Below are 14,158 nucleotides of genomic sequence, written 5' to 3'. Positions count from 1 at the left end.
CCTCCTTATAATCGCCTATTTGTCCTCAGTTTCAAAAAACTTTGCTAATCCGGCAAGTCGAGGATCGATTTTCGTTTCCTGTTCTTTCCGTAACTTGGCATAGTATTCTTCATCAGTTGCATACGACCAGCCTTTTCCCGTTGCCTTCTTTAGATCATCAGCGTTTTCACTAAAAACCTGAAGCGGCACTTCAAGGAGAATCAGCTCCTCAAAAACGGGCGTCGGATCAATGACGTCACCGACAACCGGATGAATTTCATCATCTGTTGCAAGTGTATCTTCATCCCAACTAAACTGTTCATCCGATTCAATTGAAAAAGGAAATTCTACATCTTCCCAAGTGCGAGAACAAGGTAAAATCATTGTTCCTTCCAATTTGAATCGACACGATATTTTTTTTGATCCAATCGTGCAGCTTCCGGTAACATGGACAGGCTTAATTTCCCGGATTTCCGGATTCCGTTTTTTGACGGCTTCAAGGTTGACCGATTCGTCAAACGGCATCGCACCTTGTCTGTATCTTTGCAATTGATGGATCGACCATTTCATGTCTATCACCTCAAGACAACACTGTAAATTATATAATGCGGTAAAAAGGATGTCAAGATAATTTCTTGTCAGTTGTACGCCTTGGACATTATACTAAAACTAATTGTATCAAAGGAGTGACGGTATTGAAAGCAACTGGAATTGTCGTGGAATATAATCCATTTCATAATGGGCATTTGCACCATGTGAAGGAAGCAAAGCGAACGACCGGTGCCGATGTGATCATTGCCATAATGAGCGGCAATTTTCTTCAGCGGGGAGAACCCGCATTGGTCGATAAATGGACACGAACCCGTATGGCGATCCATCATGGGGTAGATCTCATCTTTGAACTTCCTTATGCTTTCGCGACGGCAAATGCACCCGTGTTCGCAAAGGGAGCGATTGAATTATTAGATGCCCTCTGCTGTGATGCATTTTGCTTCGGCAGCGAAAATGGGCAAGTTGCGCCTTTTGAAAACAGTCTTCGTCTCATCGAAGAAACGAGCGAGCGATACGAACAGTCTATCAAAGAAGCTGTTCAAAATGGGATGAGTTATCCAAAAGCTTTAAATGAAGCTTACCATACGATCTTAAATGCAGCGAATGTCGAAGCGCAAACGGTTGTAGATTTGAAGCTGCCCAATAATATTTTAGGCTTTCACTATATGCAGGCAGCGCAAACAATAAATACAAAAATGAGTGCTGCAACAATTCCCCGAAAGACCGCCCAGTACCACGATACGCCAATCGTTGGGAATCGTATCGCAAGTGCGACAGGCATTAGAAAAGTTTTATTTGAATCTGAACAGTTAGATGAAGTAACAGATTTCCTCCCTCAAAAGACAGTGGAAATGCTCTTCAACTGGCAAAGCGAGGGTAAATCTTTCGGGAGCTGGGATGCTTTTTACCCTTTACTTCGTTACACCATATTACGATCCAAGCCAGAACAACTTGCCCAAATTGCAGATGTCACGGAAGGTATTGAAAATCGAATTTACCGTGCAGCTATTCGCCATGAAACTTTCGAAAGCTTTATGAATGAAGTAAAATCAAAACGTTACACGTGGACAAGAATTCAACGTATGCTTACCCATATTTTCACTGGATTTACGTATAGTATGCGCAAAAACAGTGAAAAACCCGCCTATTTACGACTTTTAGGCATGACACCTAAAGGCCGGTCTTATTTAAATGAAACTAAAAAAGAGTTAAAGCTGCCCATTATTAGCAGGGCTGCCGCTTTTTCGGATCCCTCTTTTACTTTTGATACCCAAGCTGCCGATCTTTATATGCTTGGGATTGGCGAAGCGAATAAAGTGGGTATGGATTATCAAATGCACCCAGTTATCCTTCAATAATTACTTTTCTTGTAATGCTTCCAAATAAGCTATGGCATCGTCAACCGTCACAACCGGCACAATTTTCATCTTTGTGCCGATTTTTTCTGCCATTTCAACTGCTTCCTCGTAGTTGGTCTTAATGCCTGGATTTGCTTGGCGCACTTCTTCGGGTAAATCATCTGCAGGTGCAAAGAAAATTTCCATACCTTTTCGATCCGCTGCAACAACTTTGAAATCTGCTCCCCCGATCCGGCCGACTGTTCCATCCTCGTACATTTCACCAGTACCAGTGACTTTATATCCTTTTGTTAAATCTTCGTCAAGCAACTGATTCATGATTTCTAACGTGAACATCAAACCTGCTGACGGACCGCCAATCTCAGATGTATCAAATTGCACTTCCGGATCTGTTTTCACGGTACGGTCTTCTTCAAATTGAATGCCGAGCCCGACGCGGCCATCGCTTTCTGGAATTTCCGCTAAAATAATTTCTACGTCAAGCTTCTGATCATTTCGCTCAACCGTAAGCGTTAATTCGTCTCCTAATTTTCTATCGGCAATCGCGTGATAAAACTGACCAGATTCTGTAAGTTCGGCTCCATCGACCGCGTGAATCAGATCGCCAACTTCCAAGCGCCCATCAGATGCGCCTCCGCTAACAATTCCAGATATAAATACACCATTAAAACCAATATCAACCGGAAGTCCAACTTTTGAATACGCGACTGTAAGCGCATTAAACTGGGAATCGGACATTAACCTTTTCTGCCTAATATTGTATTCCTTATCGTTTTCTCCTACCCTTCTTACTTTGTGCACGGGCAATATGTTTTGATAATCCGACAATTTTGCAACTGAATATAAAAAAGGGGTTGCTTTAGCGACCGAAATCGTTAATAAACTAAATATTCCTTGATCGTCCTTATCTCCGCCAATGACTTGAACCAATGGAGACAATTCATACGCTCCCCCTGGCTTTGTAATATAGGCATCAAGTGGATAAGCGAATAATAAGACGAGCAGGACGATTATTACGCCTAGTAGTCCAAGTCTTTTTTTTCTCAATATACAATACCTCCGTTAATAGCCTGTACTTTCATAACATATATATTAGTAAATCCAGTGATTTTTTCCTTCCATTTTTAGTTTCAGATCAATCATCTCTCCTTCCAACTATCCTTTGTTCATCGGTTGGAACGTGAAAGGAGTGTCGTGTATGGACCTTGTTTGTGATTACTACATACATGCTTATGTTGAATGGTAAACATTTCAATTATTTGGGCGCTTATTATTTTATTTATTTTGTATCCTGGCATCGCACATGATGGAGCGGAAACGGGAGCGTACCTGTTTATCAATGCGCTGCTTCCATACTTGCTCCCATACATTATTTTGACACAATGGTTATTGAAAATGCCAACCTCGCAAAAAAGGGAAAGAAAATGGAAAAAGTATTTAAAAGCGTATGTTCTAGGCTCTTTTGGAGGGTTTCCAGTTGGTGCCGTAACTGTTACACAAATGATGAAAAATGGGGAGTTGACAAGGAAACAAAGCAGTCTCCTTCTAGCTGCTTGCCATGCACCAGGACCAATGTTCATCATCGGTTTTATCGGAACCGAACTATTTAATAGCACAAGCGCCGGTTGGAAATTATTAATTGCGATTCATTTAGCAAACATCTTATTTTTCCTTATTACGCTGCTATTTCTTTTTACAAGTAATGACTCTGGGCCTACAGATGTAAAATTGGAGCCCGCTAAGAAAAGTATGCCGCTATTAGATGCGCTAAAAGAGAGTTCTTCGGTCATTGTTCTTGTTGCAACAACGGTCATTTTTTTTTCATCGCTTGGGAATGTTCTAACAACCGTTGCAACTTCTGCATTTTCATTTGACATGGGGATCACAAAGACAATTACCTTAGCCATTTTTGAAATGACTTCTGGCGTCCAATCTGCAACTGATCATTTTTCAAGCTTTTTTATTTATCCTTATCTCATCGCAGCAATCGTATCGTTAAATGGTCTTAGTATTCATATGCAAGTGTTTGTGATCGCCAAATCTGCCAATATTTCTATTATGCCCTATATTTTCGGGCGCATGTGGAGCATTGCTCTCGTTCCGTTACTATTGTATTTTATTTATTAACTAAAATAATAATGGTTATGATGAAGTGTTCCATTCATCATAACCATTATTATTTTTTATTGAACTTTGCTATCAATGCATCCTCTACTACTTTGGGGACAAGTGATGAAATTTCACCGCCATATTTCGCAACTTCTTTGACGATACTTGAGCTTAAGAAGGAATATTGGTTGTTTGTCATGATGAAGAACGTTTCAATTTCTTCATCAAGCACCCGGTTCATCGATGTAATTTGCATTTCGTATTCAAAATCGGATACTGCCCGTAACCCTCGAACGATTGCCGAAGCATCGATTTTTTTCGCATAATCGACGAGAAGCCCCGAAGATGATTCCACTTTAACATTTTCGAATTGAGACGTTACTTCCTCGATCAGCGCAACCCGCTCTTCCACTGTAAATAACGGGTTCTTTGAAGAATTGATCATTACTGCCACTCTCACATCTCCGAAGATTTTGGAGGCCCTTTTAATAATGTCAAGATGTCCATTCGTCAACGGATCAAACGTACCTGGCACAACAACAATTTTAGACAATCGATACCCCTCATTTCCCTTTATCTCCGATAAATAGATATCGCACTATTCCCATAAATCGAATTCTTTGTTTTTTCAAATAACCCAAATGAATCTGCTAACTCCAGATGTTTTTCGTGCTCGCAAACAATGATTGCATGTTCCGTTAATATTCCCGCCTCAACAAAATCCTGTGCTAATTGATAAAATTTTACTTCGGCGTACGGCGGGTCAATAAATAATAAATCTACTTGAACATTCAATCGCTGTAAAATTTGTACAGCGTTTCTTGCATCCGTACGATGAATATGTACTTGATCAGTAAAGCGGCATTTTTCTGCATTCATTCCAATAATTGAACAGGCTTTTGCATTTTTTTCAAATACGTACGCATCATCTGCCCCTCTTGACAAAGCCTCTAAAGATAATGATCCACTGCCGCCAAAAAGTTCCACGACAGTCCCACCGTCGAAGTAGGGTCCAATCATATTGAAAACAGATTCTTTCACTTTGTCAGACGTCGGGCGCGTATTTGTTCCGGGCAATGATTTTAAGGGTATGCCTCTCCTAGAACCAGCAACGACTCTCATCGATTCACCACCTTTAGTGTCATTAATTACACCTACTTATTATTATAGAAGGAATGAAGAAACAATTTATGATATGATCTAGGTTGTCTCGATAGACAAATACCCAATTCACCTACTTATACTGTAAAAGAAAGGAAGTATTTCCATATGCTTCATCAACGTTTCATCGAACTTGGCGAAGGCTACGGCGACGTTTACGAATTATGCGAACTAATGAAAACAAATGCAGCCCGGCTTCATCATGCATTTATTTTCGCCGCTCCAGTAACAAATGGACATGCTCTAACGCTTGCCGCTGCCTTTAAACCGGCAACCGTAAGTAATTTTATGCCGATCTATGTCTGTCGTGAAGGCATCATTCAAACAGACGATATAAAATCAAAAAGAAGACGATTATTCGAAGAAGCAGCCGAGCAATTGGGCACGACTCCTATTTACATCGAACTAAAAAACTCTTCAGAATTCTCTGATCGAGAACTTTTTTATCAATACGTAACCGGAATCCTTCGTCTAAATCACTTATTGCCGCCGCTCCAGTAATGGAACGCGGCTACTTTAAAGTGAATCAAAGACCTGTTTTGTAATCATATTCTTTTGCTTTATCTGGTTTTGCATTTTCATATTCTGTTTTCACAAATGGTCGATACGACGGTAATACTTTTTTCACAGATGGAAGCCGCTCAATTTTTTGCATCGTAATGTCTACATCTTCCTGGTTGCAATAAAGGACAATGTACTTCATTCTGCGGGATATATAGTGCACGTGACCGTATTTACGAAATGATTTTGCTTGTTTTAAATGATGAAGATAAATAATAATTCCTTGTCGATCAACCATTGCATTCCCCTCTTTTCCTACCACATACAATACCACATGAGCGAAATGACCTGCAACCACGTATAGCCAAACTTCTGTCATTATGGAATTCATGAAGCAAAAAGAAAAGGTTACATAGCATGTCATAAAAGACAGGCATGCAACCTTTTTTGAATTACTAGGCCGAACAGGAACAACTTCCGCCCGAACCGCATCCACTGCCACAGGAAGAACTTGAGAAAAATGAATTGCCCGTAGGTACTTTTACTGAATCCGATACAGATTTTCCGATTAGCAGGCTAATTTCATCAAAAAGTTCTTGTAAATCATTTTCTGCTAATCTTAACGCTGCAACTTTCTCGTTGAGATCAAGTTCTCTTTTTTGTACGCGAATGTTTTTCATGACAGTCTGGTAATCCGGGTGATACCTTCCGAATCGCTGTACTTCTTCATAACGTTCTTTCATAGTAGTAAACGTACGGATATGATTAGTCAATTCTTTATTCGAATAGACAGTGTTATATGATTGACGATATTCCGCCGCAGCTTCTGACAACAGCAACATATCGGTTAACTCTTCTGCTTTTTCAATGATGGTAATCCATTCATCGGTCATCATTATACAGTGATCCCTCCCATCACTTTCTATCATAACAGATTGAATGGTTGGGATGCACCTTTCCATTTATCCCTTATTTAAATCTTTAATGTCAATATATGTTTTTTCCGTCAATGCCTGCTTTGCTTCGTCAAAATCAGAAAACGGAAAAATTCCTTCTGCAGTATGCTGTGTTTTTTCATGCCCCTTCCCTGCAATCAGCACAATATCTCCCGGCGCTGCACTAAAAATCGCTTGTCGAATGGCATTCTTCCGATTGGGTACAACTTCAATCGCAGAGCAATCACCACCAAATCCAACTAAAATATCAGCAATAATTGCTGAAGGATCCTCATTTCTTGGATTATCTGAAGTTACGAATACATTTGAAGAATAATACACAGCCAGTTCGCCCATTTCTTTGCGTTTCCCTTTATCTCGCTCCCCGCCGCAGCCAAAAACTGTAATAAGCTTCCCATAACAAACACCACATAACGTTTGAAGTACAGCCTGAAGTGCATCCGGCGTATGTGCATAGTCAATATAAACAGTGACCCCGTCGCGCTCTAAACGCTGTAAACGTCCTTCTGGAAGCCTTAACGATGCTATATGTGGAATAAGCTCTTCAATTCGATAGCCAAGCAAAATGAGTGCACTCATCGCCGCAAATAAGTTCAAACGATTATAATAACCCGGAAAAGGAATGTTTAAATTTGGTGCTATTTTGTCGGCAATCTTATGCTCACCAAAATAGGTAATCGGAACTGTGGCACCTTCTATCATTTGCATGCATAACGGATCTTCCTCATTCACAATCATTGTATTGACCATTGAAATCAGCTGCTTTTTCGCCTCAATATACGCTTGTTTTCCCCCATGCTCTTCGTAATGATCGAGCCCAATGTTTAATAGAATCCCAATATCTAGGTCACATGCATCTAATCGACCAGAAGCAAGCCCTATAGATGATGCTTCCAAAATGATATGGCTCACACCGCGCTGCTCACATGTTGCGAGTAAAGGATGTAAAAACTCCGCTGGCAATGACGTCATCTCGGGGATATCCGCTTCCACCTTCACGCCATCAATCCAGCAGCCTGTCGTGCCAATTACAGCTGCTTGAATCCCTAATTTTTGAAGCAACTGTCCAATAAGATGCGTGACAGTTGTTTTACCATTCGTCCCTGTTACAGCGATCATTGTTAACCGTTTGGAAGGATTATTGGCAAATTGCGCACTGGCATATGCAAGAAATTTTTGGCAGTTCGGCACTTGAATGATTGGAACATTTATGGAATCCACTTGCAATGTAGCACGATCGACGACGATTGCCACTGCCCCATTTTCAATCGCTTCCTTTATATGTTCCAAACCATCCATTCGTCCCCCTTTTCTTGCAACAAAGATAAAGCCTTCTTGCACCCTGGAAGAGCATTCTGACACTCCATTCACATTAATCCTAAACTCTCCCCCGAAAACTGTACAAGGCCAATCTTTCAAGAGCTCAGGTAAAAATAACATCTCTTTCCCCCTTCCCGAACATTTTAACTTCTGACGAATATATTGAGAGCGAAACATACTTTATCGTATGAAAAAAATGCGTTAAACGTCACGAAGAAAGTTGGGAATCCGTATGATCATCCAAAAGTTTGGTGGTGTCGCCATGGGCGATGAACAAACAAGATTGAAATGCATAGCCCATATTAAAGATGGACTAGACAAGTATGGAGTTGTCGTAGTTGTCGTTTCTGCAATTGGACGATACGGCAATCCTTACTCAACCGATAGCCTCTTACGTGTTACGGATGCTTTTTCCTATTCAAAAGAAGCAAGTGACCTTGCCGCTTCTTGCGGAGAACTGATTGCGGCAGCAGTCCTTTCGGCGGAACTGAAAAGGGAAGGCGTTTCAAATACCGTTCTTCACGGATATAAAACAGGTATTTTAGTAGAAGGAGAATTTGGGGATGGAACAATCGACCGAATTGATCCGACAGCAATAAATCGTACACTGAAGAAAACCAATTGCTTAATTATCCCTGGATTTCAAGGAATGAATCAGTCAGGTCAAGTAATGACGCTTGGAAGAGGCGGAAGCGATTTAACAGCGATTGCACTTGCAGCTGCGTTGGAAGCCTCTCACGTTGAATTTTTCAAAGATGTTCCGGGCGTAATGACAAGTGACCCACATAAAGTTGCTAATAGTGTGAAGTTAGATGTCCTAAAAATGGATCAATTTATGCCCCTATTAAATTGTGATCGACCGATCATTCAAATACGCGCCGCGAAATTTGCTTCTAAAAAAGCGATTCCCCTATATATTAGAGGAATCGCGGGGACAGAAAAAGGAACTTGGATTTTACCATAGCCTTATTTCTTTTGGTTATTCTTTTCGGCAGCGTTCATCCGAACAAAAACTTGTGTGTAATAATGTCCGTAAGCACCCGTTCCCAAATGCGTAAAATTTTTATCGAGTAAGACACTCCGATGTGCCGGAGAATTATGCCAGCCATGAACTGCATCAATCGCATCAATATAGTTGAAAGCAATATTTTCTCCGGCTTTCTTTTGCTCTACCGCCACTTCTTTCAATCGATCAGCCAGGTTGCCAGCTACTGGTGATTCATGAGAGAAGTAATTTTCTAGAGCCATATCCTTACTATGTGCTCTCGCGATCAACTCCAGTTGATCATTTTTTTTCAACTTAGCAAATCCATGTTTTTCTCTATATACGTTCGTCAATTCAAATATTTGCCGTTCCATCGCTCGGTCAACTTCTAATTGAACAGTTGAGGATGGACGAATAAATGTAATGATTTCCCCCATATATGTCATATCATACGGCTGGTGGATGACAAGTGTCACAGGATCGATAAAACGAATCGCCTCCAGCTCTCCATCTTCATCATCGATATAAAGATGGGCATATAGATTTTCATACGCAATGAGTAAACGGTTTTTCCTATCCTCACTATTCAGCGTAAAAGTGTACACACTTCCATCGATTTCAACATTGATTTCTGATTCTACGATCGTAAAACGATAAATATCTTCTACACTTTGACCAATTTCAAACGGCTCAACCATTGCCGCATAATCAGCACTGTAAACTTGATTAATCTTTCCATCTTTTACGCCAACCATCATTTTCGGTATATTTGTATAAATCCACCAGTCATAATCAAATTCTGACGGCTCTATCCGATTCGGTTTTCCGATCTCCTTGGAAAGACTTTCTGCACTTTTTCCAACCCAAGTCGATAAGCCTTTCTCCGGGCGAGCAGTTCTCTCTCCGCCATTACTTTCTCCCATATCCGGAACAGGAAGAGCAGTGCCATGCTGAACCGGTGATTCAAGCGGCTTGTTTTCTTTTACGCGATTCTCCATATAGTAAATAATGATAAGAACGATTAGAAGTAATACACTGACCCTCAAAAGGACTTTCATTTGTATTCCTGCTTTCATACTATTTATTAGGCATAAAACTTACATTTCAAAAAATAAAAGTAATTATATATTTTTATTATACCTTATTCGTTAATTGTTTCAGTAAAAGTCTTCCATTTCTTTTATAGCGGCCGATCCTTCTAAAGGAAAGGACTCCATACGTTCAAGTGAAGTTTTTTGGAATTTTATGTGACACAATGTTGTCATTGCAACTGCTTGGAATATGATCTATGATGAAGAGGTATAGTAATTTGTCTGAATGAACTAAAAAGGGGGACAAGTATTATGTATATTGAAAATACAGAGCTGGAAAATTTCGTTACCGATTTATCCGTACTTGATGAAATCATGCTAAAGCACGACCTTGTCCGTGCGGGACAATGGGATTATGAACGTGTAACATACGATAAAAAATATGTTGTAAAAGAAGGTACATACTATTTAAGAGTGTTTGGTGTCGCTATTGAAGGAGATGTCGATACACGCAAGGCAACAATCAAACTAAAAAAACCTGTGCTTGGAAAATATTATTATCCATTCGGCGTTGAATACGGCGATGATGAGATCTTTCCAGAAAGCCTTGTGAAGGACTGTGAGACAACGCTAAAAGCTGTCTACGAAGTTCTTCAACCCTATAACCTTCAAAAATAATCCCACTGCCGGAGAGCCCATTCTCCGGTTTTTTTCACCCCGATTTTCACGACTACTAAGACGTCTCTATTTTGGTTATAATTAAATTATTGAATGGTCTGGGGGAATGTTTTTTTGTCTAGATGGCTTACAAAGCGTAATTTGATCGTAGCGCTTACTATTCTATTGATCATCCTAATCTCTGTATTTATCGTACCTGTATCAATTCCAATTATTTTAGCTCTTTTAACCGCGATTATAATTGATCCCCTTGTTGTTCTTGCACAAAAAAAATTCAAAGGGAATCGTAAAATTTCTGTCATATCTGTTTTTATCTTCATTTTAGCAATTTTAACAGCCATTCTTTATTATTCAGTCACTTCCCTTTTCGGAAAAATTATTCAATTCACCAAAGAGGCGCCTGATTACTTTAACTCTCTATCAGGTGTTTGGATTGATATGCAGAGTAAACTATTTCAGTACACAGCCGATATGCCTTCTGAAGTTGTTTTAGCAATCCAAATAGAACTCGAAACAATTTTCGACTCTATGCAAGAAGCTATTCTTAGTTTTTTAAGCTATAAAAAAATTCTTGCCTTAATGACGGATATCCCTAATTTTATCGTAAGCCTGATTGTCTTTATGATTGCTTTGTTCCTTTTTATGCTAGAGTTACCAGAGTTGAAAAAAATGCTCTTTAGACATCTTACGACGGCGACAGCTGAAAAAGTACGTATTATGATTGCTAGATTAAATTCTGTCCTTTTCGGCTTTATGAAAGCACAATTACTTGTCAGCCTCATTATCCTCGCCGTAACATTTATCGGTTTACTCTGGATTGCCCCTAAATATGCAGTCATTATGTCAATTGTTATATGGATCATTGATGTGATTCCTATTTTAGGATCTATTATTATTCTTGCCCCATGGTTTTTGTATCAATTTATAAGCGGGGATATTGCGACGGGAACAAAACTAGCAATCCTGGCAGTCATTCTACTCATCATTCGGAGAACAGTCGAACCAAAAGTAATGGGAACACAAATTGGACTACATCCACTTCCTACGCTAATTGCCATGTTTATCGGTTTAAAGCTAATTGGATTTCTCGGTTTCTTTGTAGGACCACTTATTGTGATCTTGTTCACGACCGCGCGTGAAGCTGGTATTATCAAATTAAATTTCAGAATATAAAAAACACACCCTCTATTGAAGGTGTGTTTTCATTATGTGCCAAAAATCGCCTTGATCGTTGACGTTGTCGCTCCGCCAGTATAAATAACATAGAGCAGCAAATAGACTACCACACCGGTGATGGCTGTGAAAAACCATATAATGCTTGTCACAGGGCCAAGTTTCCGGTGTTTCTCAAGTCGATCTTTTAAGCCTAGATATATTGTCATGACGCCAAGAACCGCTCCCATCGTTGCAAGAACGATATGAAAAACGAGGAACACGGTATAGTAAATTTTTAAGTGTTCCGGACCGCCGAACGCAGTGTTGCCAACTAAAATTGTTCTAGACATGTAAATGATAAAGAACAATAGTGCTGATCCCGCGGCAGCAATCATTGTTTTTTTATGCGCCTCAATTTTCCTTTTTCTTATTAAGTTCCACCCAATTGCAACTAATACAGCCGAAAGAACGATAAAAAACGTACTAATTGTGGGCAGGAATGGTACACTCATGAACGATTCCCCTTTAAACTTATCACGAAGATTGCACGATCAATTGATCTTCCAGATAAGGCAAAATGAACTACTTTTCATTTTATCCATGCATTGTCAATTTTTGGCGCTCGAGCAAATCACGCTTTGTAATTTCATCGGCATTTTCTCGTTCGTGTCGATACCAAGCGATGAAAATTTTACCGATGACGACAACGTAAATTACTTCCTGGATCACCTTCATTAAAATACCGCCTAATTGCTGGTCATATAATGTCGGCATATTTGTAAACAGTTCCGGACCTGAAATACCTAATCCAGATAAGCCAGAAAGCGTGCTAGCAGGCACACATAATGCCATTGCCTTTAACCATGCTTCTCCCGAACTATACGTTTCGTATACAGGAACATCGACGAAGATAATAAGTGAACAAGCAGGCGTAATCAAAATCGCACTTAAAATAACATAACCAATCTTCTTCAGACCGTGCAGACGCGGCTGACCTTCCAATGTATTGACAATTGGCCACCATAAAAAAAGTGCAGAAATAAATAACGTTATCGTAAAAAATGCATGCAGAACAATGTTAAGTTTTACTTGATCGAGAACAAACGGGTGATGATACATAGAAAACATTAAGGCAAAGACGAGTAAACTGATAACTGGTTTCGTGAAAAGACGGATGATCCAATTTAAAATTGAAATATCCAAGACTTTTCTCCACATCCAGTTCGGAATTCCTATGATCAAAAAAGGAGCAGACATTAAGAGTAAAATTGCCATTTGTGCCATGTGAACAGAGAACAAAATATGTCCAAGTAAGTCGACAGGGGACCCTTTAACAATATATAGAACAATCATAGACGCTATAAAATAACTAATCTGCTTACGTGTGACAGGTTCACTTCCAACGAAACGGTGTCTCCACTTCATAGTAAATAGAAAGTACAATACACACAAAAGTACGATAGAAAGTAAAAAGTACGGACTCCATAACGCTCTAAATCCGAATATACTTAAAGGCATCATTACGCTCTCTCCTTCAAAAAGTCTCCCCTTTATTATAGAACGTATGTTATATGAACACAATGAACGAACTTTGACAAAATAAAAAAGCGGAAGCGGCCTGGGAGCTGCGACAGGCGTTGGAGGGCTTGCGGATAAAGGTACTTTTTGCCTTTATCAACAAGACCGAAACGACCCGAGCAGCTGGCCGCTGTAGCTAGACAATAGAAAAGCGGAAGCGGCCTGGGAGCTGCGACAGGCGTTGGAGGGCTTGGGGATAAAGGTGCTTTTCGCCTTTATCAACAAGACCGAAACGACCCGAGCAGCTGGCCGCTGTAGCTAGACAATAGAAAAGCGGAAGCGGCCTGGGAGCTGCGACAGGCGTTGGAGGGCTTGGGGATAAAGGTGCTTTTTGCCTTTATCAACAAGACCGAAACGACCCAAGCGGAGGGCGCCTACCGAGATGCAGCAGGCATAAAACAACTTGAAAAACCTGCGGATCCCCATCGTCCGCAGGTTTTACGGTAATTACCACCAAGTAATTACGATATAACCAAGGAGCATACTAAATGCGAGCAACATACCTGTGTACATAAATAACTTCGCAAAGCCATGTCCTTTTTCATTCATATGCATGAAATAATACAATTGTAAACCGACTTGAACTGCTGCAAATAGTAGCAAAATAGGAATTACAAAATATTTGGAAAACCCAAGGATATCTGCATTAAATGCGACAACCATTGTAAACGATACAAGCGTCAGGAAAATCATAAGCGAAAACATAATGATTTGCGCTTGCATAGATTTTTTCGCTCGTCTTTTCTCCAATTCATATTCAACCGGTGACTTTTTATAAATTTGGATGTCCGCCAT

General features: G+C 40.0%; 17 protein-coding genes. 6 read left to right on the top strand and 11 right to left on the bottom strand.

The window, feature by feature from the left end; all coding sequences use genetic code 11:
• Window positions 1-15 precede the first annotated feature (15 nt).
• Complete coding sequence (locus AU377_RS12275) at window positions 16-549, bottom strand: DUF177 domain-containing protein (protein ID WP_067408055.1); 534 nt, start codon at window positions 547-549, stop codon at window positions 16-18.
• 116 nt (window positions 550-665) lie between these two features.
• On the opposite strand from AU377_RS12275, the gene AU377_RS12270 reads away from it, so the two are divergent.
• Complete coding sequence (locus AU377_RS12270; protein WP_368664430.1) at window positions 666-1,889, top strand: nucleotidyltransferase; 1,224 nt, start codon at window positions 666-668, stop codon at window positions 1,887-1,889.
• Here the strand turns inward: AU377_RS12270 and AU377_RS12265 are convergent, their stop codons facing one another.
• Window positions 1,890-2,936, bottom strand: a complete 1,047-nt coding sequence (locus AU377_RS12265; protein ID WP_067408053.1) for a SepM family pheromone-processing serine protease — start codon at window positions 2,934-2,936, stop codon at window positions 1,890-1,892. It abuts the gene before it with no gap.
• A gap of 192 nt (window positions 2,937-3,128) precedes the next feature.
• Here AU377_RS12265 and AU377_RS12260 point away from each other — a divergent pair, with 192 nt between their 5' ends.
• Window positions 3,129-4,016 carry a hypothetical protein gene (locus AU377_RS12260; protein ID WP_067408052.1) on the top strand — a complete coding sequence of 296 codons (888 nt, stop codon included), beginning with the start codon at window positions 3,129-3,131 and terminating at the stop codon, window positions 4,014-4,016.
• A 49-nt stretch (window positions 4,017-4,065) separates the two neighbouring features.
• Here the strand turns inward: AU377_RS12260 and coaD are convergent, their stop codons facing one another.
• Window positions 4,066-4,551, bottom strand: coding sequence for a pantetheine-phosphate adenylyltransferase (coaD, locus tag AU377_RS12255; protein WP_067408051.1), 486 nt, complete (start codon window positions 4,549-4,551; stop codon window positions 4,066-4,068).
• A gap of 20 nt (window positions 4,552-4,571) precedes the next feature.
• Window positions 4,572-5,120, bottom strand: a complete 549-nt coding sequence (gene rsmD / locus AU377_RS12250) for a 16S rRNA (guanine(966)-N(2))-methyltransferase RsmD (RefSeq protein WP_067408050.1) — start codon at window positions 5,118-5,120, stop codon at window positions 4,572-4,574.
• Between the two features lie 147 nt (window positions 5,121-5,267).
• Here rsmD and AU377_RS12245 point away from each other — a divergent pair, with 147 nt between their 5' ends.
• Complete coding sequence (locus AU377_RS12245; RefSeq protein WP_067408049.1) at window positions 5,268-5,660, top strand: methylthioribose kinase; 393 nt, start codon at window positions 5,268-5,270, stop codon at window positions 5,658-5,660.
• A gap of 25 nt (window positions 5,661-5,685) precedes the next feature.
• On the opposite strand, the gene AU377_RS12240 is transcribed toward AU377_RS12245, so the two are convergent.
• The 3 genes from AU377_RS12240 to AU377_RS12230 all read right to left on the bottom strand — a co-directional run bounded on the left by AU377_RS12240 (window position 5,686) and on the right by AU377_RS12230 (window position 8,056).
• Entirely contained in the window at window positions 5,686-5,958 is a 273-nt protein-coding gene (locus tag AU377_RS12240) for a YlbG family protein (RefSeq protein WP_067408048.1), read from the bottom strand.
• Window positions 5,959-6,115: 157 nt separating this feature from the next.
• Window positions 6,116-6,559 carry a YlbF family regulator gene (locus tag AU377_RS12235; protein WP_067408265.1) on the bottom strand — a complete coding sequence of 148 codons (444 nt, stop codon included), beginning with the start codon at window positions 6,557-6,559 and terminating at the stop codon, window positions 6,116-6,118.
• A gap of 63 nt (window positions 6,560-6,622) precedes the next feature.
• Window positions 6,623-8,056 (bottom strand): UDP-N-acetylmuramoyl-L-alanyl-D-glutamate--2,6-diaminopimelate ligase, encoded by a 1,434-nt coding sequence (locus tag AU377_RS12230; protein WP_067408047.1) that lies wholly within the window; start codon window positions 8,054-8,056, stop codon window positions 6,623-6,625.
• 112 nt (window positions 8,057-8,168) lie between these two features.
• On the opposite strand from AU377_RS12230, the gene AU377_RS12225 reads away from it, so the two are divergent.
• On the top strand, window positions 8,169-8,900 hold the full coding sequence (locus AU377_RS12225) for an aspartate kinase (protein ID WP_067408046.1): 732 nt from the start codon (window positions 8,169-8,171) through the stop codon (window positions 8,898-8,900).
• Window positions 8,901-8,902: 2 nt separating this feature from the next.
• On the opposite strand, the gene AU377_RS12220 is transcribed toward AU377_RS12225, so the two are convergent.
• Window positions 8,903-9,979 carry a CAP domain-containing protein gene (locus tag AU377_RS12220; RefSeq protein ID WP_067408045.1) on the bottom strand — a complete coding sequence of 359 codons (1,077 nt, stop codon included), beginning with the start codon at window positions 9,977-9,979 and terminating at the stop codon, window positions 8,903-8,905.
• Window positions 9,980-10,264: 285 nt separating this feature from the next.
• Between AU377_RS12220 and AU377_RS12215 the strand changes: the two genes are divergently transcribed.
• Together AU377_RS12215 and ytvI are read left to right on the top strand one after the other, a co-directional pair.
• Window positions 10,265-10,630: a YugN family protein gene (locus tag AU377_RS12215; protein WP_067408044.1), complete on the top strand. Its 366-nt coding sequence runs from the start codon at window positions 10,265-10,267 to the stop codon at window positions 10,628-10,630.
• Between the two features lie 114 nt (window positions 10,631-10,744).
• On the top strand, window positions 10,745-11,803 hold the full coding sequence (gene ytvI / locus AU377_RS12210) for a sporulation integral membrane protein YtvI (protein ID WP_253724481.1): 1,059 nt from the start codon (window positions 10,745-10,747) through the stop codon (window positions 11,801-11,803).
• Window positions 11,804-11,835: 32 nt separating this feature from the next.
• On the opposite strand, the gene AU377_RS12205 is transcribed toward ytvI, so the two are convergent.
• From AU377_RS12205 to AU377_RS12195, 3 genes are all read right to left on the bottom strand, one after another.
• Window positions 11,836-12,297: a DUF420 domain-containing protein gene (locus AU377_RS12205; protein ID WP_067408042.1), complete on the bottom strand. Its 462-nt coding sequence runs from the start codon at window positions 12,295-12,297 to the stop codon at window positions 11,836-11,838.
• A gap of 82 nt (window positions 12,298-12,379) precedes the next feature.
• Complete coding sequence (ctaG, locus tag AU377_RS12200) at window positions 12,380-13,303, bottom strand: cytochrome c oxidase assembly factor CtaG (protein WP_067408264.1); 924 nt, start codon at window positions 13,301-13,303, stop codon at window positions 12,380-12,382.
• Window positions 13,304-13,810: 507 nt separating this feature from the next.
• Window positions 13,811-14,158 (bottom strand): cytochrome C oxidase subunit IV family protein, encoded by a 348-nt coding sequence (locus AU377_RS12195; RefSeq protein ID WP_067408041.1) that lies wholly within the window; start codon window positions 14,156-14,158, stop codon window positions 13,811-13,813.

Origin of the sequence: Sporosarcina sp. HYO08, assembly GCF_001563475.1 — a bacterium.
In the GTDB taxonomy this organism is placed as follows: Bacteria; Bacillota; Bacilli; order Bacillales_A; family Planococcaceae; genus Sporosarcina.
This window is presented reverse-complemented; position numbering and strand designations above follow the sequence as displayed.

Bases quoted from the DNA above. Each gene is read 5' to 3' on its own strand.
- rsmD (WP_067408050.1), bottom strand. From the start codon at position 5,120: ATGAGAGTCGTTGCTGGTTCTAGGAGAGGCATACCCTTAAAATCATTG.
- AU377_RS12245 (WP_067408049.1), top strand. From the start codon at position 5,268: ATGCTTCATCAACGTTTCATCGAACTTGGCGAAGGCTACGGCGACGTT.
- ctaG (WP_067408264.1), bottom strand. From the start codon at position 13,303: ATGCCTTTAAGTATATTCGGATTTAGAGCGTTATGGAGTCCGTACTTT.
- AU377_RS12240 (WP_067408048.1), bottom strand. From the start codon at position 5,958: ATGGTTGATCGACAAGGAATTATTATTTATCTTCATCATTTAAAACAA.
- AU377_RS12260 (WP_067408052.1), top strand. From the start codon at position 3,129: ATGGTAAACATTTCAATTATTTGGGCGCTTATTATTTTATTTATTTTG.
- AU377_RS12275 (WP_067408055.1), bottom strand. From the start codon at position 549: ATGAAATGGTCGATCCATCAATTGCAAAGATACAGACAAGGTGCGATG.
- AU377_RS12205 (WP_067408042.1), bottom strand. From the start codon at position 12,297: ATGAGTGTACCATTCCTGCCCACAATTAGTACGTTTTTTATCGTTCTT.
- AU377_RS12215 (WP_067408044.1), top strand. From the start codon at position 10,265: ATGTATATTGAAAATACAGAGCTGGAAAATTTCGTTACCGATTTATCC.
- AU377_RS12195 (WP_067408041.1), bottom strand. From the start codon at position 14,158: ATGGCGGACATCCAAATTTATAAAAAGTCACCGGTTGAATATGAATTG.
- AU377_RS12230 (WP_067408047.1), bottom strand. From the start codon at position 8,056: ATGTTATTTTTACCTGAGCTCTTGAAAGATTGGCCTTGTACAGTTTTC.
- AU377_RS12220 (WP_067408045.1), bottom strand. From the start codon at position 9,979: ATGAAAGTCCTTTTGAGGGTCAGTGTATTACTTCTAATCGTTCTTATC.
- AU377_RS12225 (WP_067408046.1), top strand. From the start codon at position 8,169: ATGATCATCCAAAAGTTTGGTGGTGTCGCCATGGGCGATGAACAAACA.